Origin of the sequence: Kitasatospora sp. NPDC048239, from assembly GCF_043202015.1 — a bacterium.
Taxonomy (GTDB): Bacteria; Actinomycetota; Actinomycetes; order Streptomycetales; family Streptomycetaceae; genus Kitasatospora.
In genome coordinates this window covers 245,164-263,091 of record NZ_JBICZP010000008.1, presented here as the reverse complement: position 1 = coordinate 263,091, position 17,928 = coordinate 245,164, and the positions used below count along the sequence as shown (strand labels likewise).

The following is a 17,928-nucleotide window of genomic DNA, read 5'->3' as shown; positions in this document are numbered from 1 at the left end:
CCACCGCCCCGCCTGCCGGCCGCCCGCTGCCTGGCCCCGCCAGGGCCAGGCAGCGCCGCGCGCAACCGGCGACACTTCTTCCATGACCACCGCGACCAGCCTCGGCGACTTCCTCCGTTCGCGCCGCTCCGGCCTCCGGCCGCAGGACGTGGCCCTGCCGGACTACGGCGGCACCCGCCGGGTCGCCGGCCTGCGCCGCGAGGAACTCGCCCTGCTCGCCGGCGTCAGCGTCGACTACTACACGCGGATGGAACAGGACCGCGTCCCCAACCCCTCCGGCGGGGTGCTCGACGCCCTCGCCCGCGCCCTGCGGCTGACCGCCGACGAGACCCGCCACCTGCACGACCTGGCCCGCCCGGCCCCGCGCCGCCCGCCGCTGGACCAGCCGCCCCGGCCCGAGCAGCCGGTGCGGCCGATGCTCCGGCGGCTGCTGGCCGAGCTGCGGGACGTCCCGGCCCTGGTGATGGGCCGCCGGATGGACATCCTGGCCTGGAATCCGGCCGCCCGCGCCCTGCTCGGCGACTACGGCGCCATGGCCCCCGCCGAGCGCAACATCGCCCGGATCACCTTCCTCGACCCGACCTCCCGCGACCTCTACGCGGACTGGGACTCCTGCGCCCGGGAGAACGTCGCCTACCTCCACCTGGAGGCCGGACGCCACCCCGACGACCCCCGGCTCGCCTCCCTCATCGGCGAGCTGTCCATGCAGAGCGAGGACTTCCGCCGCTGGTGGGCCGAGCACCCCGTCCAGGACAAGACCGCGGGCACCAAGCGCTTCCACCACCCGCTCGTCGGCACCCTCTCCCTCACCTACGACACCCTGCGCGCCGCCGACGACCCCGACCAGGCCCTGATCACCTACGGCGCCGCCCCCGGCAGCCCCTCCCACGACGCCCTCCGGATGCTCCTCGCCTGGACCACCGCCGGGGCCGAACCGCGCGTCTGAGCCCTCCCACCCCCCGCCCGCTCCGGCGAGCGTCCCGTTCCGGCGTTCCAGGCTCGCGCGTTTCCGCAGGTCAGAGGGGCTGGAACGTCCCGGCGTCCCGGATTGGCCGTCGGCTCTGGCGGGTGGGACGACGTCTGGGCCATGGTCGTTGCAGATCGACCAGAGCACGCGTCACCGCAGCACAGACCCGGGGGAGTTCCCATGCGTACGTTCCACAGCCGCACCGCCGTCCTGACCGCGACGGGTACCGCCGTACTCGCCCTGGCCCTGGCCGCCTGTGGTCCGGACCCGGCGCCCGCGAGCCCCAAGGCCGGCGACCCGAAGCCCGCTGGTGCGGCGGCACCCGCCGCACCGGGGGCACCCGCGGCCCCCGCGGCCGCACCCGCTGAACCTGCCGCACCGGCTGCACCCGCCGCACCCGCCGCACCCGCCGCACCCGCCGCACCCGCCGCGCCGGCCGGGAAGGGCTCCGGCGCCGCCCAGCCCGCCACCGCCTCCCCGAAGCCGCCGGTCGAGCCGGCCGCCGCGCCCTCGGCGGCTTCGGCGGCCACGCCGCTGTGCGCCGTCAAGGACCTCGCCATCAGCGCCGCCCGCCAGGACGGGCCGCCCTACACCCACATCGTCCTGACCGCGCGGAACACCTCCGGCCACAGCTGCCGGCTGAGCGAGTTCCCGCAGATCCGGTTCCTGGAGAGCCACCGGGAGAACGTGCCGGCCGTCGCCAAGAGCAAGCCGGGCACCCCGGTCGTCCTCGCCGCCGGCGCCCCCGCCTACGCCCTGGTGCGGCTGTCCAACGGCGGGGTCCACGAGAACAACGAGCCCGTGTCCGCGTTCTCCGTCGGGCTCGGCGGCAGCACCGGCCTGGCCACCGTCAAGGCCCCCGGCGAGGGCGGCATCGCCGTCGACCCGGCCGTCTGGGCCACCGGCTACTGGACGCCCGAGCTGCGCAACGGCGCCGACGAGTTCTAGCAGGAGTCCTGGACCGCCCGGGCAAAGGAGTGGGAAGTCGGCCCCGCCGACTTCCCACTGCGCCAATCCCGCCTAGGCCGATCCGAGGCCGCCGGGCAGGTTGACCACGATCGCCTCCTGGCTCGACCGGGCGATCACCACCACGGCCTCCTCCTCCGGCCCGGGGTTCTCCTCGCGGTGGGGGACGAAGGGCGGGATGAAGACGTAGTCCCCCGGGCCGGTGCGGATCCGCTCCTCCGTGCCGTCCTCGCCCAGGAACACGAACTCGGGGCGGCCGCTCAGCACGTAGATCGCCGTCTCCGAGTCGCCGTGGTGGTGGTCGGCCGAGGCCGTCTGGGGCGCGACGTGGGTCTGGCCCATCCAGAGCCGTTCGGCGCCGACCCGCCCGCCGCTGATCGCGGCGAAGCGGTGCATGCCGCCGGTCTGGGCGGTGTCCGCGTCCAGCGAGCCGGCCGGGACGTGGTGCAGGCGGGGGTGGAAGGCGTCGCTCACGATCGGCTCCAGAGGTTGCGGGCGGCCAGCAGGGGAAGCACGCCCTCGCCGAACCAATATGCCTCTTCCAGGTGGGGGATCCCCGACAGCACGAACTCGTCGACGCCCAGTTCGTGGTACTCGGAGACCAGGTCGGCGACCTCCCGGTGGCTTCCCACCAGCGCCGTTCCGGCTCCCCCGCGCAGCAGGCCGATGCCGGCCCACAGCCCCGGGTGGACCTCCAGCCGCTCGGCGGAGCCCCCGTGCAGGGCGAGCATCCTGCGCTGGCCCTCCGACTCGCTCGTGGCGAGGGCCCGCTGGGTCTCCCGGACGCGCTGCGGGTCCATCCCCGCGAGCAGCCGCTCGGTCTCCGCCCAGGCCTGGGCGGAGGTGTCCCGGGTGATCACGTGCAGCCGGATCCCGAACCGGACCACCCGGCCCTGGGCGGCGGCCAGTCCACGGATCCAGGCGATCTTCTCCCGGACCTGTGCGGGCGGCTCCCCCCAGGTCAGGTACACGTCGGCGTACCGCGCCGCGACCTCGCCCGCCGCCGGGGAGGAGCCGCCGAAGTACACCGGCGGCACCGGATCGGGCAGCCGGTTCAGCCGCGCCCGCTCGACCCGCAGGTGCCCGCCGTCCCGGTCGACCGTCTCCCCCGCCCAGAGCCGCCGGGTGATGTCGAGGAACTCCCCGGTCCGGGCGTACCGGGCGTCCTTGTCCAGGAAGTCCCCGTACGCCCGCTGCTCCGCCGACTCCCCGCCCGTCACCACGTTCAGCAGCAGCCGTCCACCGGACTGCCGCTGGTAGGTCGCCGCCATCTGCGCGGCCAGCGTCGGGCTGATCTGCCCCGGCCGGAAGGCGACCAGGTACTTCAGCCGCTCCGTCACCTGCGTCAGCATCGCCGTGGTCAGCCAGGCGTCCTCGCACCACGCGCCGGTCGGTGTCAGCACCCCCTCGAAGCCCAGCTGCTCGGCGCTGCGGGCGATCTGGCCGAGGTAGCCGATGCTCGGCGGCCGGTCCGACCCGGCCGTCCCGGGGGTGGAGCCGTGGCCGCCCCCGACGATCTGCCGGCTGTCGCCGTTGGTGGGGAGGAACCAGTGGAAGCCGAGGGACATGGACGTACGCTCCTGCGCCGGGGGTCGCCTGTGGGACGGGGCCGCGAGTACCGAGCGGGAGCCCGGTGCGGGCTCGACGGGGCTCGGTGGGACTCAGGGGCGACAGGCGGCCGCGCACACGCGCACCAGGTCGACGTGCAGCCGTCGGACCAGGGGGTGGCGGGCGGGGGCGTTCATGACGGTGATTATCCGACCACCGGAGCAGCAGGATCAAGGGCTGGACCGGGCCGGGTCGCAGGCACGGCGAAGCCCGCAGGCCCTCCCCGATACGGGAAGGGCCTGCGGGCTTGGAAAGCGGTGAGCCGGGGAGCCGGAAGGCTCAGACCAGGCCGGCCTTCTCCAGGGCGGAGCAGCAGGTGTTGACCAGCAGACGGGTCACCACGTACGGGTCGACGTTCGCGTTCGGGCGACGGTCCTCGATGTAGCCCTTCTGCTCGACCTCGACCTGCCACGGGATGCGGACCGAGGCACCGCGGTTGGAGACGCCGTAGCTGTAGACGTTCCACGGGGCGGTCTCGTGCTTGCCGGTCAGGCGCGACTCGATGTCGGCGCCGTACTGGGTGACGTGCTCCAGGACGATCTCCTGGGAGGCGCCGAGCGACTCGCAGGCGGTGATGATCGCGTCGTAGTTCTCGCGCATCGCCTTGGTGGAGAAGTTGGTGTGCGCGCCGGCACCGTTCCAGTCGCCGCGGGCGGGCTTGGCGTCGAGGGTGGCGTCGATGCCGAACTCCTCGGCGGTGCGGTAGAGCAGGTAACGGGCGACCCACATGTGGTCGGAGACCGTCAGCGCGTCGACCGGGCCGATCTGGAACTCCCACTGGCCGGGCATGACCTCGGCGTTGATGCCGCAGAGCGACAGGCCGGCCGCGAGGCAGCGGTCCATGTGCAGCTCGACGATCTCGCGACCGAAGACCTCCTCGGCGCCGACGCCGCAGTAGTAGCCGCCCTGCGGGGCCGGGAAGCCGCCCTCGGGGAAGCCGAGCGGGCGGGAGCCCTTGAAGAAGGTGTACTCCTGCTCGATGCCGAAGATCGACTCCTGAGCGGCGAACTGCTCGGCGATCGGGCGCAGCAGGGCGCGGGTGTTCGACTCGTGCGGGGTGCCGTCGATCTCGTTGACCTCGCACAGGACGAGGATGTTGTCGCCGCCGCGGATCGGGTCCGGGAAGGTGGCAACCGGCGCGAGCACGCGGTCCGAGGCGTGACCCTCGGCCTGGTTGGTGGAGGAACCGTCGAAGCCCCAGGTGGGGATCTTGTCCGCGTTGGCCAGGATCCGAGTCTTGGAACGGAGCTTGGCGGTCGGCTTGGTGCCGTCGATCCAGATGTACTCGGCCTTGATTGCCACGGCGGTGAACCTCGCAAGCTGGGTGGTGGGTGCCCGCGTAGCGTCGCAAGCCGCCGTTTCCCGGTTGTTCCCCTCATGTAACGCGCAGGTGAACCAACCGTCCGCGTTGACACGGTCACGGTGCGAGAGTGCCGCGGGTGGCACTCCCGCACCGCGGGGTGGCGCGCCGTTGCCGGGCGCGCCCGGTCAGTGCCGGCGGGCGTGCGCGGCGCGGCGCCGGCGGGTGGCCAGCAGGGCGCAGCCGCCGGCCGCGAGCAGGGCGACCGCCCCGGCGGCGATCGGGCCGGTGGAGCTGCTGCTGCCGGTGGCGGCGAGGCTGCCCGTCGGGCTCGCGGTGGCGGCCTGCGGGACGGCCCGGCGGCCGGCCGGGGACGTCGCGTCGGCGACCGGCTGGACGGCCGCGGTGCCGACGGGCGCGGTGCCGGAGGGCGCGGGGGCGACGGGCGCGCTCGACGAAGGCGCGGCGGTAGGTGTGGCGGGCGCGGTCGGCTTCTCGCAGCTCACCGAGGCCACGGTGATCTTCCCGCTCACCTTGGCCACGTTGAGGTTCAGCGGGTTCACCTCGACCTGGACCTCCAGGGCCGAGGCGGCGGCCGTGGCCGAGGTGGTGCTCTTCTTCGAGAACTCCACCGAGACGCTGCCGATCAGCGGCACGTCCACCTTGGTCGGCCCGTACAGGCTGAGGGTGACGGGCTTGCCGAGGACGGTCAGCCTGGCGGGCGCGACGACGTCGGCCGTCGGCGGCCCGTCGACCGGACAGGTGACCTCCGAGCTGAGCGCCTCCAGGCCCAGCAGGGTGGTGGCCGGCAGGCCCGGGGCGTGCACGTCGGCGTTGACCAGTCGGACGGAGGCGGCGGTGCCCTTGGCGTCGGACCTGGTCACGGACGTGCCCACGTCCGCCTTGACCAGGGTGACCGGCCCCTTCTGGTCGACGCCGTCGACCGTGGCGGTGAGCATCGAGCCGTCGCGCTGCGCGGGGGTCTCGACCTTGTTGAGCGAGACGTTCACCGGGACGTCCACCGTCTTGTTCAACAGGCTGACGTCCAGGTCGAGTTCGGCGGTGACGGCGCGCGCCTTGCCGGGGCTCGCCGCGGCGGGCGGCGCCCCGGCCGGCCCGGTGGCGTACGCGGGCGGTACGGCGAGCAGGGCCGAGGCCACCACCGCGGCGGCGACGGAGACGGAACGCGAAGAAGAAGACATGGCGGTACCCCCACGGGTGGTGCTGCGGTGGAGCGCGCCTCCGACATCACCCGCGGGACGGGGTAAGGGGCCGGCGCTCCGAACGATGAGCCGCCAGTCTTCTCGAACAATCCGTCACATGAGTCACACAGAACGTCATTTCACTCATTCGAGTGAGCTTGACGCCGAACACTGACCTGCGGCCGGGGAAAGGGGGAAAGCCCGCCCGCAGCCCCCTCAAGAGCTACGGCAGCCGCCAGTCCACCGGCTGCGCGCCCTGCTGCACCAGCAGCTCGTTCGCCCGGCTGAACGGCCGCGAGCCGAAGAAGCCCGAACTCGCCGAGTACGGGCTCGGATGCGCGGACTCGACGGCCGGCACCTCGCCCAGCAACGGGCGCAGGTTGCGGGCGTCGCGCCCCCAGAGGATCGCCACCAGCGGGCCCCCGCGCGCCACCAGGGCCCGGATCGCCTGCTCGGTGACCTCCTCCCAGCCCTTGCCGCGGTGCGCGGCGGGCTTGCGCGGGGCGGTGGTCAGGGCCCGGTTGAGCAGCAGTACGCCCTGCTCCGTCCACGGGGTGAGATCCCCGGTGGTCGGCTGCGGCAGGCCGAGGTCGCGCCCGTACTCGTCGAAGATGTTCACCAGGCTGGCCGGGATCGGCCGGACGTCCGGCGCCACCGAGAAGCTGAGCCCGACGGCGTGGCCGGGCGTCGGGTACGGGTCCTGTCCGACGATCAGCACCCGCACCGAGGCGAAGGGCTGCTGGAAGGCCCGCAGCACGTTCGGCCCGGAGGGCAGGTACGTCCGGCCGGCGGCCAGCTCGGTGCGCAGGAAGTCGCCCATGGCGGCGACCCGCCCGGCCACCGGCTCCAGGGCGGTGGCCCAGCCGGGTTCGACGATCTCGTTCAGGGGACGCGGTGCCATGGGCGCCACCCTATCGGCCTACCCCGACAGCCCGGCGCCCCCAGGCCCCGCCCTGGTCGGTCACCCGACCGGGCGCCCGCGCAGCACCACCAACTGCGGGTCCGCGAGCACCCGGACGTCGGCGCGCGGGTCCTGCGCGTACACCACGAAGTCCGCGGGGGCGCCCTCCTCCAGGCCCGGGCGGCCCAGCCACGCGCGCGCCCCCCAGCTCGCCGCCGAGAGCGCCTCGGTGGGGCTGAGCCCGGCCTTCACCAGCTCGGCCACCTCCTCGGCGACCAGGCCGTGGGCGAGCGAGCCGCCCGCGTCGGTGCCGACGAAGACCGGGATGCCCGCGTCGTGCGCCGCGCCCACCGTGTCGTAGCGGCGCTCGTGCAGCCGGCGCATGTGCGCGGACCAGGCCGGGTACCGGGCCTCGCCGCCGAGCGCCAGCGCCGGGAAGGTGGCGATGTTGACCAGCGTCGGCACGATCGCGACCCCGCGCTCGGCGAAGGCCGGGATCAGCTCCTCGGTGAGCCCGGTGGCGTGCTCGACGCAGTCGATGCCGGCCGCCAGCAGGTCCGGCAGCGACTCGGCGGCGAAGCAGTGCGCGGTGACCCGCGCCCCCTCCTCGTGCGCCGCGGCGATCGCCTCGGCGAGCGCGTCGCCGGGCCAGCAGGCGGCGAGGTCGCCGCGGTCCCGGTCGATCCAGTCGCCGACCAGCTTGACCCAGCCGTCACCGCGCCGGGCCTCGGCCCGGACGTAGGCGGCGAGGTCGCCGGGCTCGATCTCGTGCGCGTAGTTGCGGATGTAGCGGCGGGTGCGGGCGATGTGCCGGCCGGCCCGGATGATCTGCGGCAGGTCCTCGCGGTCGTCGATCCAGCGGGTGTCGGCGGGCGAGCCCGCGTCGCGGATCAGCAGGGTGCCGGCGTCGCGGTCGGTGAGCGCCTGCTTCTCGCTGGTCTCGGCGTCGACGGCGCCGTGCGCGTCCAGGCCGACGTGGCAGTGCGCGTCCACCAGGCCGGGCAGCACCCAGCCGGTGACGGTCCGCACGTCGTCCGCGGCCGGCGGCCGCGAGAGGCTCACCCGCCCGTCCACCACCCAGAGTTCGTCCCGGACGTCCTCCGGACCGACCAGGACCCGCCCCCGGACGTGCAGCACCGCGCCATCGCTCATGGCCGCACTCTACCGAGGCGGCCGTTCCCGGCGGGCAGGGGAAGTGCGGCAGACTCGTCCCTGCCCGAACCGCCCCACCTGTGAAAGGCCGGCCGCCACCGTGAGCCCCTTCCTCGACCTGCCCCCGCTCAGCGCCGCCGACTTCGCGGCGATCGAGGACCGGGTCGCCGCACTGCTGCACACCTCCGCCGACGTGATCATCACCCAGGGCGAGGCGCTGCTGCCGCTGGAGGCCGCGATCCGCGGCGCCGCGCACCCCGGCTCCACCGCGCTGAACATCGTCACCGGCCCGTACGGGCAGACCTTCGGCAACTGGCTGCGCGACTGCGGTGCCGAGGTGGTGGACCTGGCCGTCCCCTTCGACGGGGCGGTGAGCGCCAAGCAGGTCGCCGCGGCGCTGGAGGCCCACCCGGCGATCGACTTCGTCTCGCTGGTCCACGCCGAGGCCGCCACCGGCAACACCAACCCGGTGGCCGAGATCGCCGCGGTGGTCCGCGCGCACGGCGCACTGCTGATGCTGGACGCCGTCGCCTCGGTGGCCGCCGAGCCGCTGCTCACCGACGAGTGGGGCGTCGACCTGTGCGTCGTCGGCGGCCAGAAGGCGATGGGCGGCCCGGCCGGCGTCTCGGCCGTCTCGGTCTCCGACCGCGCCTGGGAGCGGATCGCCGCCAACCCCGCCGCCCCGCGCCGCTCCTACCTCTCCCTGCTGGACTGGAAGGAGCGCTGGACGGACGCCGGCCGCACCGTACTCCCGCACGCGCCCGCCCAGTTGGAGATGCTGGCGCTGGGCGCCTGCCTGGACCGGATCGCCGCGGACGGCCTGCCCGCCGTGATCACCCGCCACCGCGCGGCCGCGGCCGCCACCCGCGCCGGGGTCCGCGCCCTGGGCACCCTCACCCCGTTCGTCCCCGAGGACGCCCACGCCGCCCCCGTCGCCACCACGGTGCGCACCCCGCCCGGCCTCGCGGCCACCGCCCTCGCCGCCGAGCTGCTCCGGCTGGACCCGGCCCTCCCCGTCCAGCCCGGCGGCGGCGCGCTGGCCGCCGGGATGCTCCGCGTCAACCACTACGGCCGGGCGGCCTCACTGGAGACGGTGCTCGGCGTCCTGACCGCCCTGGCCACCACCCTGGCCGCCGACCCCGCCGCGGCCCGCCGGGCGGCGGAGCAGGCCTGGGAGGCCGCCGTCCGGCACTGACGGCATCGGACACCGGGCCGGCCGCCCGAGCGGCCGGCCCGGTGTCCGATGCCCGCGCGTAGGCGCCCTGTTCCCGAGGGGTTCACCGCCGCGCCACCCGGATCTCACCATCGCCGGGCAGGCTCCCCACGAGGTGAAGTTGGCTATACAACTTCACGGATCACCGAGGAGGAGCACCGTGTCCGAGCTGCCGCCGTACTGGTTGCGCGACAACTGCCCGTGTGCCGAGTGCCGGGATCCCCGGAGCGGGCAGAAGCTGTTCCAGATCACCGACCTGCCGGACGACCTGGCCGTCGCCGCGCACACCGAGTCCGGCGGGCGGCTGGAGGTGCTCTGGTCGGACGGGCACCGCTCCCGCTACCCGCTGGAGTGGCTGGCGCAGGGCGCCGAGGGGGACGGGCGGACGGAGGCGGACAAGCGGCTCTGGACGGCCGCCGACTTCGCGGACGGGCTGCCGTCGGCGCAGTGGACGGCGTACGTCGAGGACCCGGCGGAGCGCGCCGCGGTGCTCGGGGCCGTCCGGCGCAGCGGCTTCGCGGTGCTGCACGGGGTGCCGGTGGCCGAACGCCAGGTGCTGGCGGTGGCGGAGACCTTCGGCTTCGTACGGGTGACCAACTACGGCGAGCTGTTCGACGTCCGGGTCGAGCCCGACCCCAACAACCTCGCCTTCACCAGCGTCGCGATCGCCCCGCACACCGACAACCCCTACCGGGACCCGGTGCCCACCCTCCAACTGCTGCACTGCCTGGACAACTCCGCGGCCGGCGGCGACTCCGGCCTGGTGGACGGCTTCCAGGCGGCGGCGCTGCTGCGCGCCGAGGCCCCGGCGGACTTCGCCGTGCTGACCCGCACGGTCGTCCCGTTCGTCTTCCGCGACCGGGGCACCGAACTGCGCGCCGACCGGCCGCTGATCGAGGTGGACCCGCTCGGCCGGATCCGCGAGGTGCGGTTCAACAACCGCTCGATCGGCACCCTGCGCGGCCCGGCCGAGGAGCTGGAGGCCTTCTACGCCGCGTACCGCCGCTTCGCCGCGATCACCCTGCGCCCGGAGCTGCGGCTGGACCTCCGGCTCGACCCGGGCGACTGCCTGATCTTCGACAACGTCCGACTGCTGCACGCCCGGACGGCGTTCGAGCAGGACGGCTCGCGCCACCTCCAGGGCTGCTACGCCGACCTGGACTCGCTGACCAGCACACTGGCCGTGCTGCACCACCGGGGCGCCGGACTGGACGCGCTCGCCGACCTGTTCGCCGGCGAGGGCGCCGGGGAGTACCTGGGCGAGGCGGTCACCATGGCCGAGCACATGCTCCAGGCCGGTGCGCTCGCCGAGGCCGCCGGGGCGCCCCCGCACCTGGTCGCGGCCGCCCTGCTGCACGATGTCGGCCACTTCGAAGGCGCCCTGCACGGACGGGATCTGATGCAGGGCCAGGACAACCACCACAGCGACACCGGCGCCGACTGGCTGGCCCGCTGGTTCGGCCCCGAGGTCACCGGGCCGATCCGGCTGCACGTGGCCGCCAAGCGCTACCTGTGCACCGTCGAGCCGGAGTACCGGGCGCGGCTCTCCGAGGCCTCCGAGTACACCCTCCAGGTGCAGGGCGGCCCGATGAGCGCCGGGCAGGCCGCCGCCTTCGCCGCCCTCCCGGGGGCCGCCGACGCCGTCGCCGTCCGCCGCTGGGACGACCGGGCCAAACAGGCGGGCGCCGTGACGCCCGGCTTCGAGCACTTCCGCCCGCTGCTCGCCGCCCTCATGGGCTGAGACGGGGCGGGGAGTCGGCGCGGCCGGCTCCCCGCCCAGCCCGGCGGGCTCAGTCGCCCTCCCGGGCGTGCCGCGAAAGCGCCGAGGTGGCCAGCGAGTTGTGGATGCTGAACGCCACCGTTCCCGGCAGGTAGCGGTCCTGGGACCACTCCACCGGCGTCCCGGTCGGGTCGGTGGTGCGCCGCCGCTCGCGCAGCAGCGGGCCGCCGCGCCGGCAGCCGAGCAGCCGGGCGTCCTCCGCGTTGGCGGCCACGATGTCGATGGTGTGGTCGGCGTCGGTGAACAGGATGCCGTGCTCGCGCAGCACCTCGGTGTGCGAGACCACGTCGGCCGGCAGCTGCGCCACGATCTCGCCGACCCGGGACGGGTAGACGGTCCGCTCGACCATCACCGGCGTCCCGGAGAGCGTGCGCAGACGCACCGTCACGAACACCTCGGCGCCCGGCTCCAGCCGCAGCTGCTCGCGCTCGGCGGCGTCGGCCGGGCGGCGGACCAGCGAGTCCAGGATGCCGCCGGGCTCCTCGCCCATCGAGTACGCCCAGTGCGTGAAGCTCAGCAGCTCGGAGAAGCTCTGCACCCGGGCGGTGCCCAGCACCACCCGGCGGGTGCCGCGCCGCGAGGTGACCAGCCCGTCCGAGCGCAGCACGGCCAGCGCCTGGCGCACGGTGCCGCGCGAGACCCCGTACTGCTCGGCGAGCGCGCCCTCGGCGGGCAGCCGGCCGGCCTCGCCGAAGGCACCGGTGGTGATGGCCTCCCGAAGGTCGGCGGCGACCTTGCGGTACAGCGCGCCGGAGCCGCGCTCCTCGGCGGCGGGTCGGCCGCGTTCCTCGGCGGCGGATCGGCCGGGCTCCAGTGCCACGTCAGTCAAGATCCCTCCTGGGGCGGTGTCCTGCACAGCCGTACCGGCGCGGACAGCCCGACCTTATCCCGCTGCGCCCTCGAAGCATCGCACCCGGGAGATCGCCCTCCGAGGGCCTGATTCGACCGTTCCCGCAGCCGACCCCGGTTCTGGGCCGTCCGTTCACCTTCCCGTCACCGGGCTCCGGCGTACTTACCCCCGTCGGCGAAGTTGGCTAGTCAACTCGGGGGCATCCGAACTCACAGCGGACGCCCCGCGGACCAGCCCCAGGCTCGCCGCCCCTCCCCCGAACGCTCCCCGCAGTACGCCCCGATCAGGAGACTGACCAGTGACCGTGCACCGTGCCCGCGCCGCCGCCTTCGCGGCCGTACTGACCGCTGCCGCGCTCTCCCTCACCGCCTGCGGCTCCGCCGGTTCGACCAAGTCCGGCGACGCCGCCAAGGCCGGCGCCAAGGACGCCAAGGAGGCCACCTCCGCCGCCGACTTCGGCGGAATGGACGCGCTGGTCGCCGCCGCCAAGAAGGAGGGCAAGCTGCACGTCATCACGCTGCCCAAGGACTGGGCGAACTACGGCAAGATCATGGACTCGTTCAAGGCCAAGTACGGTATCGAGATCGAGGACGAGAACCCGGACGGCTCCAGCCAGGACGAGATCAACGCGATCACCTCCCGCAAGGGCCAGGACCGCGCCCCCGACGTCGTCGACCTCGGCAGCGCCTTCGCCCTGCAGGCGGTCAAGGACGGCCTGCTCGCCCCCTACAAGGTCGCCACCTTCGCCAAGGTGCCGGACACCATGAAGGACGCGAACGGCGCCGCCGTCAACGACTACGGCGGCTACGTCTCCATCGGCTGCGACGCCAAGAAGATCGCCAACTGCCCGAAGACCTTCGCCGACCTGCTCAAGCCGGAGTACAAGGGCCAGGTCGCCCTGAACGGCAACCCGACCAAGTCCGGCTCGGCCTTCGGCGGCGTCTACGCGGCCGCGCTCGCCAACGGCGGCTCGCTGGACAACATCCAGCCCGGCATCGACTTCTTCGGCAAGCTGAAGCAGGCCGGCAACTTCAACCCGGTCGAGTCCACCCCGGCCACCATCGAGAAGGGCGAGACCCCGATCTCGATCGACTGGTCCTACCTGAACGCCGGCTACACCGACGAGTTCAAGGAGAAGGGCGTCGACTGGAAGGTCGCCGTCCCGGTCGACGGCAGCTACGCCCAGTTCTACAACCAGGGCGTCAACAAGTGGGCCCCGCACCCGGCGGCCGCCCGCCTGTGGCAGGAGTACCTCTTCAGCACCGAGGGCCAGAACCTCTTCCTCGGCGGCTACGCCACCCCGGCGACCTTCGAGGCGCTGAAGAAGGACGGCACCCTCGACACCGCGGCCGCCGCCAAGCTGCCCGTCGTCGAGAAGCCCTTCACCACCTTCCCCACCCAGGACCAGATCACGGCCGCCAAGAAGGTCGTGACCGAGAACTGGACCAAGGCCATCGCCGGCTGACCCGGCCCAACCGGACAGGCTGAGAACCCACCTCATGACCACGGCTCCCACCCCGGTGCCGACCACCCCCGCCGCCACCGAAACCGGTGGCGGCGCGGGGGCGTCCACCGCGACCACCACCCCCACCCCCCGCAGGCGTCCGCGCCTGCGCATCCGGGGCGGCTCCTGGCTCGCCACCGCCCCGCTGTTCGTCTTCTTCGCCATCGGCTTCGGCCTTCCGGCCGTCGCCATCGTGATCGGCGCCTTCACCACCTCCACCGACGCGGAGGGCGGCGGCGGCCAGTTCACCCTGGACAACGTCACCGCCTCCGTCCAGGGCGCCTACTGGACCGCGATGGTCAGCAGCCTCAAGCTCTCCGCGCTCACCGCGCTGCTCTCCACCGTGATCGGCCTGCCGATCGCCCAGGCCGTGGTGACCTCCCGGTTCACCTGGCTGCGCCAGGCGGTGCTCACCGCCTCCGGTGTACTCGCCAACTTCGGCGGACTGCCGCTCGCCTTCGCCTTCGTCGCCACCCTCGGCAACGCCGGCGAGGTCACCGAGCTGCTGCACCTCACCGACCACGGCTGGTCGCTCTACACCTTCACCGGCCTCACCATCGTCTACCTGTACTTCCTCATCCCGCTGATGGTGCTGACCATCACCCCGGCCCTGGACGGCCTGCGGGTGCAGTGGCGCGAGGCGGCCCACAACAACCGGGCCACCACCTTCCAGTACTGGCGGCACGTCGCACTGCCGATCCTGCTGCCCTCGCTGCTCGGAGGATTCGTCCTGCTCTTCGGCAGCGCCTTCGCCGCGTACGCCACCGCCGCGGCCATGGTCGGCGCCACCGTGCCGCTGGTCAGCCGCTCGATCGCGGACGCGCTCTCCGGCAACGTGCTGGTCGGCCAGGGCAACCTCGCCCTCGCCCTCAGCCTCAACATGATCGTGGTCGCCGTCCTGGTGATGGCCGTCTACCTGCCCCTCCAGCGCCGGAGTGCCCGATGGCTCAGCTGACCTCCGCCCGCCCCCGGTCCACCCGGCCCAAGCTGCGCTGGTGGCGCGGCGCCGTCCTGCTGGTCGCGGGCGTGTACTTCATCGTCCCGCTCGCCGCCGCCGGCTACTTCTCCGTCGACGACCCGAAGGGCTACTCCTTCGAGGCGTACACCGGCCTGCTCGGCGCCCCCGGCTTCCTGGACAGCCTCTGGCTCACCCTGGAACTCGCCGTCGTCACCGTCCTGGTGCTGCTGCTCCTGCTGGTGCCCGCGCTGATCGCGGTCCGGCTCGGCTCGCCGCGGCTGCGCCCGGTGATCGACGTGCTCTGCACCCTGCCGCTGGTCGTCCCGCCGGTCGCGCTGACCGCCGGCCTGATCGGCGTGCTGCGCTGGGGCCCGGACTACCTGATGGACACGCCGTTCTTCCAGACCTTCGTGTTCATCCAGGACCCGGACTTCCCGCTCGTGCTGGTCATCGCCTACGTGCTGATGTCCCTGCCGCTCGCCTACCGGGCCCTGGACGCGGGTCTGCGCGCGGTGGACGTCCGCACCCTGGTCGAGGCCGCCCGCAACTGCGGCGCCGGCTGGCCGCGCGCGGTGTTCACCGTCGTGCTGCCCAACCTGCGCGGCGCGCTGCTGAACGCCTCCTTCCTCACCCTGGCCCTGGTGCTCGGCGAGTTCACCGCCGCCTCGATCCTCGGCTACCAGCCCTTCCCGGTGTGGATCTACTCGGTCGGCAACAGCCAGGCCCACATGTCGGTCGCGGTCTCCATCCTGAGCCTGCTGATCACCTGGCTGCTGCTGCTCCTGCTGGCCACCGTCGGCCGCGAGCGCCGCCACAAGACCACCACCTCCTGAAGCCCCCGGAGTTACCCACCATGACCACGGTTACCGCCCCCGTCGCCGGCGTCCCCCTCGCACCCGGCGGCGCGACCGTCGAGTTCCGCACCCTGCGCCGCTCGTTCGGCGCGACCACCGCCCTGGACGGCCTCGACCTGACCGTCCACCCGGGCGAACTGGTCGCCCTGCTCGGCCCGTCCGGCTGCGGCAAGACCACCGCGCTGCGCATCCTGGCCGGCTTCGAACAGCACGACTCCGGCCAGGTGCTGGTGGACGGCAAGGACATCACCCAGATCCCCGCCCACCGCCGCGATGCCGGCATGGTGTTCCAGTCGTACAGCCTCTTCCCGCACCTGACGGCGGCCGACAACGTCGCCTTCGGGATGCGGATGCGCGGCACCGGCAAGGCCGAACGCCGCAAGCGCGCCCAGGAGTTGCTGGAGCTGGTCGGTCTGCCGCAGCACGCCGACCGCTACCCGCACCAGATGTCCGGCGGCCAGCAGCAGCGCATCGCCCTGGCCCGCGCGCTGGCCCTGCAGCCGCGCGTCCTGCTGCTGGACGAGCCGCTGTCCGCGCTGGACGCCAAGGTGCGCCTGACCCTGCGCGAGGAGATCCGCCGCCTCCAGCAGGAGTTGGGGATCACCACCCTGTTCGTCACGCACGACCAGGAGGAGGCGCTCTCGATGGCCGACCGGGTCGCGGTGCTGCGCGCGGGCCGGCTGGAGCAGTGCGCCACGCCGTCCGAGCTGTACGCCCGCCCGGCGACCGCCTTCGTCGCCGAGTTCGTCGGCACCATGAGCCGCATCCCGTGCACCCGCACCGCGGACGGCGTCGAGGTGCTCGGCCGCCGGCACGCGGTGGACGGCGCGCTGCCGGCCGACGGCTCGCTGCAGGTGCTGGTCCGCCCCGAGAACGTCTCGCTGACCCCCTCCGCGCACGGCCCCGCCCTGGTGGTCGGCGCCTCCTTCCTGGGCGCCGTCACCCGCCTCACCGTCCGGCTCGCCGACGGCACCGAGGTCAAGGCCGACCTGCCGACCGAGGCCGCCGCCGCGCTGCCGATCGGCTCCACCGCCGACCTGGCCCTCCCGGAGCGCCCGGTGCTGGTGGACCGCCGTACCGTCTGATCCGTCCGCACGCTCCTGATGAACCACCGAAGGTACCGCCATGCCTGAAAACCCCCCGCTCCAAGCCGCCGCACCCGCCGCCGTCCTGTTCGACATGGACGGCACCCTGGTCGACACCGAGCACCTCTGGTGGCAGGCCGCCGCCGAACTCGCCGACGAGCTGCACCACGCGCTGACCGACTCCGACGTCCCCGAGGTGCTCGGCCAGGCCATCGAGCACACCGCCGCCCATCTGCACCGGGTCAGCGGCACCGCGCTCAGCGAGGCCGAACTCGCGGACCGGCTCGGCGACTCCTTCGCCGGAAAGGTCGCCGCCGAGACCGTCCCCCGCCCCGGCGCGCTCGCCCTGCTCGCCGAGCTGCGGGACGCCCACGTGCCCACCGCGCTGGTCTCCGCCTCCCCGCGCCGGGTGGTCGACCTGGTGCTCTCCACCATCGGCCGCGACTGGTTCGCGGTGACCCTCGCCGCCGAGGACACCGAGCGGACCAAGCCCGCCCCGGACCCGTACCTCGCCGCCGCCGCCCGCCTCGGCCTGGACCCGGCGGCCTGCGTGGCCGTCGAGGACACCCCGACCGGCGTCGCCTCCGCCAGCGCCGCGGGCTGCGCCGTCCTCGCGGTGCCCTCCTCGGACGTGCCGATCCCGGGCGGCTCCCGGGTCACCCTGCTCGACAGCCTGGAGCACGCCGACCTCGCGCTGCTCGGGAAGCTCACCGCCGCACCGGCGGTTTGACCGGCCATGGCCTATCTCCTGCTCGCCCTCGCCATCGTCAGCGAGGTCTGCGCCACCAGCGCCCTCAAGCTCACCGAGGGCTTCACCCGCCTCTGGCCGAGCATCGGCGTCGCCGTGGGCTACGTGCTCTCCTTCGCCCTGCTCGGCCGGGCGCTGAAGCACATCCCGGTGTCGGTGGCCTACGCCGTCTGGTCCGGCGCCGGCACCGCCGCGGTGGCCGGGATAGGCGTGGTCGCCTTCGGCGAGTCCCTGGGCCGGATGCAGTGGCTGGGCCTGGCGCTGATCATCGTCGGCGTGGTGGTGCTCAACCTGAAGGGCGGCCACTGAGCCTCCCCGCCGAACGACGGCGCCCCGCACCACCGGAGGGTGGTGCGGGGCGCCGTCGTACCGGGGATCACCCCAGCCAGACCACCATCGCCGCCCGCTCGGCGGCCGAGGCGGTGTAGAAGTCCCGCAGCTCGCGGAAGTGCCGGACGTAGCGCTCCGGCGGGTCCAGCAGCACCCCGTCCTCGGCACCGTGGCACCCGGTCAGGTCCACCGTGGCGCAGCGCCGCCGGATCTCCTCCTCCGCGAGCCCCTGGAGTTCGGCGGCGATCGCCGCGACCTCCTCGGGCGCGTGCATCCGGGTACCGCCGTAGTCGGCGTCCTCCCCGTCCTCCAGCACCACTCCCCCGGTGATCGCCGCCCCGGCGAGCGGCCCGGCGCCGGGCGGGGTGAGCAGCCGGAGCAGCACGCTCCACCCCTTGGCGATCCGGCCGTCCTCGGCGGTGTGGACGCCGTCCAGGTGCCGGGTGTCCAGCGCCTGCCGGTAGGTCTCCGGTGTGATCCGCCACATCGTGAACTCGATGCTCATCGCGC

Annotated in this window: 18 protein-coding genes; 10 read left to right on the top strand and 8 right to left on the bottom strand. The window is 73.9% G+C overall.

Features of this window, described 5'->3' with window-relative positions:
* The first annotated feature begins 82 nt into the window (after positions 1 to 82).
* Positions 83 to 946, top strand: a complete 864-nt coding sequence (locus ACGFZP_RS23190) for a helix-turn-helix domain-containing protein (RefSeq protein WP_392936035.1) — start codon at positions 83 to 85, stop codon at positions 944 to 946.
* Between the two features lie 201 nt (positions 947 to 1,147).
* Positions 1,148 to 1,915, top strand: a complete 768-nt coding sequence (locus ACGFZP_RS23185) for a DUF4232 domain-containing protein (protein ID WP_392936033.1) — start codon at positions 1,148 to 1,150, stop codon at positions 1,913 to 1,915.
* Between the two features lie 72 nt (positions 1,916 to 1,987).
* Here the strand turns inward: ACGFZP_RS23185 and ACGFZP_RS23180 are convergent, their stop codons facing one another.
* From ACGFZP_RS23180 to ACGFZP_RS23155, 6 genes are all read right to left on the bottom strand, one after another.
* A complete protein-coding gene (locus ACGFZP_RS23180) occupies positions 1,988 to 2,407 on the bottom strand; it encodes a cupin domain-containing protein (protein WP_392936030.1) in 420 nt (139 codons plus the stop codon).
* Positions 2,404 to 3,501 (bottom strand): LLM class flavin-dependent oxidoreductase, encoded by a 1,098-nt coding sequence (locus ACGFZP_RS23175; RefSeq protein ID WP_392936028.1) that lies wholly within the window; start codon positions 3,499 to 3,501, stop codon positions 2,404 to 2,406. The genes ACGFZP_RS23180 and ACGFZP_RS23175 overlap by 4 nt, the downstream gene beginning before the upstream one ends.
* A gap of 319 nt (positions 3,502 to 3,820) precedes the next feature.
* Positions 3,821 to 4,843 carry a glutamine synthetase gene (glnII, locus tag ACGFZP_RS23170; protein WP_392936027.1) on the bottom strand — a complete coding sequence of 341 codons (1,023 nt, stop codon included), beginning with the start codon at positions 4,841 to 4,843 and terminating at the stop codon, positions 3,821 to 3,823.
* Positions 4,844 to 5,029: 186 nt separating this feature from the next.
* The gene (locus tag ACGFZP_RS23165) at positions 5,030 to 6,043 is read right to left on the bottom strand and encodes an SCO1860 family LAETG-anchored protein (RefSeq protein WP_392936024.1); all 1,014 of its coding nucleotides are present in this window, start codon (positions 6,041 to 6,043) and stop codon (positions 5,030 to 5,032) included.
* 223 nt (positions 6,044 to 6,266) lie between these two features.
* Positions 6,267 to 6,944, bottom strand: coding sequence for a uracil-DNA glycosylase (locus ACGFZP_RS23160; protein ID WP_392936022.1), 678 nt, complete (start codon positions 6,942 to 6,944; stop codon positions 6,267 to 6,269).
* Between the two features lie 60 nt (positions 6,945 to 7,004).
* Positions 7,005 to 8,096, bottom strand: coding sequence for an amidohydrolase family protein (locus ACGFZP_RS23155; protein ID WP_392936019.1), 1,092 nt, complete (start codon positions 8,094 to 8,096; stop codon positions 7,005 to 7,007).
* A 100-nt stretch (positions 8,097 to 8,196) separates the two neighbouring features.
* Between ACGFZP_RS23155 and ACGFZP_RS23150 the strand changes: the two genes are divergently transcribed.
* Together ACGFZP_RS23150 and ACGFZP_RS23145 are read left to right on the top strand one after the other, a co-directional pair.
* Positions 8,197 to 9,291 (top strand): pyridoxal-phosphate-dependent aminotransferase family protein, encoded by a 1,095-nt coding sequence (locus ACGFZP_RS23150; RefSeq protein WP_392936017.1) that lies wholly within the window; start codon positions 8,197 to 8,199, stop codon positions 9,289 to 9,291.
* A 178-nt stretch (positions 9,292 to 9,469) separates the two neighbouring features.
* Complete coding sequence (locus ACGFZP_RS23145) at positions 9,470 to 11,050, top strand: TauD/TfdA family dioxygenase (protein WP_392936015.1); 1,581 nt, start codon at positions 9,470 to 9,472, stop codon at positions 11,048 to 11,050.
* A 49-nt stretch (positions 11,051 to 11,099) separates the two neighbouring features.
* Here the strand turns inward: ACGFZP_RS23145 and ACGFZP_RS23140 are convergent, their stop codons facing one another.
* The gene (locus tag ACGFZP_RS23140) at positions 11,100 to 11,909 is read right to left on the bottom strand and encodes a GntR family transcriptional regulator (protein ID WP_392936349.1); all 810 of its coding nucleotides are present in this window, start codon (positions 11,907 to 11,909) and stop codon (positions 11,100 to 11,102) included.
* Between the two features lie 328 nt (positions 11,910 to 12,237).
* Between ACGFZP_RS23140 and ACGFZP_RS23135 the strand changes: the two genes are divergently transcribed.
* Genes ACGFZP_RS23135 through ACGFZP_RS23110 form a run of 6 tightly spaced genes read left to right on the top strand, consistent with a single transcriptional unit; the run spans position 12,238 to position 17,397 of the window.
* Positions 12,238 to 13,404: an ABC transporter substrate-binding protein gene (locus ACGFZP_RS23135; RefSeq protein ID WP_392936012.1), complete on the top strand. Its 1,167-nt coding sequence runs from the start codon at positions 12,238 to 12,240 to the stop codon at positions 13,402 to 13,404.
* 34 nt (positions 13,405 to 13,438) lie between these two features.
* Positions 13,439 to 14,398: an ABC transporter permease gene (locus tag ACGFZP_RS23130; protein ID WP_392936011.1), complete on the top strand. Its 960-nt coding sequence runs from the start codon at positions 13,439 to 13,441 to the stop codon at positions 14,396 to 14,398.
* Positions 14,386 to 15,234, top strand: coding sequence for an ABC transporter permease (locus tag ACGFZP_RS23125; RefSeq protein ID WP_392936008.1), 849 nt, complete (start codon positions 14,386 to 14,388; stop codon positions 15,232 to 15,234). The genes ACGFZP_RS23130 and ACGFZP_RS23125 overlap by 13 nt, the downstream gene beginning before the upstream one ends.
* Before the next feature lie 20 nt (positions 15,235 to 15,254).
* The gene (locus ACGFZP_RS23120) at positions 15,255 to 16,340 is read left to right on the top strand and encodes an ABC transporter ATP-binding protein (RefSeq protein ID WP_392936006.1); all 1,086 of its coding nucleotides are present in this window, start codon (positions 15,255 to 15,257) and stop codon (positions 16,338 to 16,340) included.
* Positions 16,341 to 16,380: 40 nt separating this feature from the next.
* Positions 16,381 to 17,070, top strand: a complete 690-nt coding sequence (locus tag ACGFZP_RS23115; protein WP_392936005.1) for an HAD family hydrolase — start codon at positions 16,381 to 16,383, stop codon at positions 17,068 to 17,070.
* Between the two features lie 6 nt (positions 17,071 to 17,076).
* Positions 17,077 to 17,397: a DMT family transporter gene (locus ACGFZP_RS23110; protein ID WP_392936003.1), complete on the top strand. Its 321-nt coding sequence runs from the start codon at positions 17,077 to 17,079 to the stop codon at positions 17,395 to 17,397.
* A gap of 67 nt (positions 17,398 to 17,464) precedes the next feature.
* On the opposite strand, the gene ACGFZP_RS23105 is transcribed toward ACGFZP_RS23110, so the two are convergent.
* Positions 17,465 to 17,923, bottom strand: a complete 459-nt coding sequence (locus tag ACGFZP_RS23105; RefSeq protein WP_392936001.1) for a DUF1877 family protein — start codon at positions 17,921 to 17,923, stop codon at positions 17,465 to 17,467.
* Positions 17,924 to 17,928: the final 5 nt, after the last annotated feature.

Excerpts from the sequence above, each read along its gene's own strand:
- ACGFZP_RS23190 (WP_392936035.1), top strand. The coding sequence starts at position 83 with ATGACCACCGCGACCAGCCTCGGCGACTTCCTCCGTTCGCGCCGCTCC.
- ACGFZP_RS23185 (WP_392936033.1), top strand. The coding sequence starts at position 1,148 with ATGCGTACGTTCCACAGCCGCACCGCCGTCCTGACCGCGACGGGTACC.
- ACGFZP_RS23175 (WP_392936028.1), bottom strand. The coding sequence starts at position 3,501 with ATGTCCCTCGGCTTCCACTGGTTCCTCCCCACCAACGGCGACAGCCGG.
- ACGFZP_RS23165 (WP_392936024.1), bottom strand. The coding sequence starts at position 6,043 with ATGTCTTCTTCTTCGCGTTCCGTCTCCGTCGCCGCCGCGGTGGTGGCC.
- ACGFZP_RS23160 (WP_392936022.1), bottom strand. The coding sequence starts at position 6,944 with ATGGCACCGCGTCCCCTGAACGAGATCGTCGAACCCGGCTGGGCCACC.
- ACGFZP_RS23155 (WP_392936019.1), bottom strand. The coding sequence starts at position 8,096 with ATGAGCGATGGCGCGGTGCTGCACGTCCGGGGGCGGGTCCTGGTCGGT.
- ACGFZP_RS23130 (WP_392936011.1), top strand. The coding sequence starts at position 13,439 with ATGACCACGGCTCCCACCCCGGTGCCGACCACCCCCGCCGCCACCGAA.
- ACGFZP_RS23125 (WP_392936008.1), top strand. The coding sequence starts at position 14,386 with ATGGCTCAGCTGACCTCCGCCCGCCCCCGGTCCACCCGGCCCAAGCTG.
- ACGFZP_RS23120 (WP_392936006.1), top strand. The coding sequence starts at position 15,255 with ATGACCACGGTTACCGCCCCCGTCGCCGGCGTCCCCCTCGCACCCGGC.
- ACGFZP_RS23115 (WP_392936005.1), top strand. The coding sequence starts at position 16,381 with ATGCCTGAAAACCCCCCGCTCCAAGCCGCCGCACCCGCCGCCGTCCTG.
- ACGFZP_RS23110 (WP_392936003.1), top strand. The coding sequence starts at position 17,077 with ATGGCCTATCTCCTGCTCGCCCTCGCCATCGTCAGCGAGGTCTGCGCC.
- ACGFZP_RS23105 (WP_392936001.1), bottom strand. The coding sequence starts at position 17,923 with ATGAGCATCGAGTTCACGATGTGGCGGATCACACCGGAGACCTACCGG.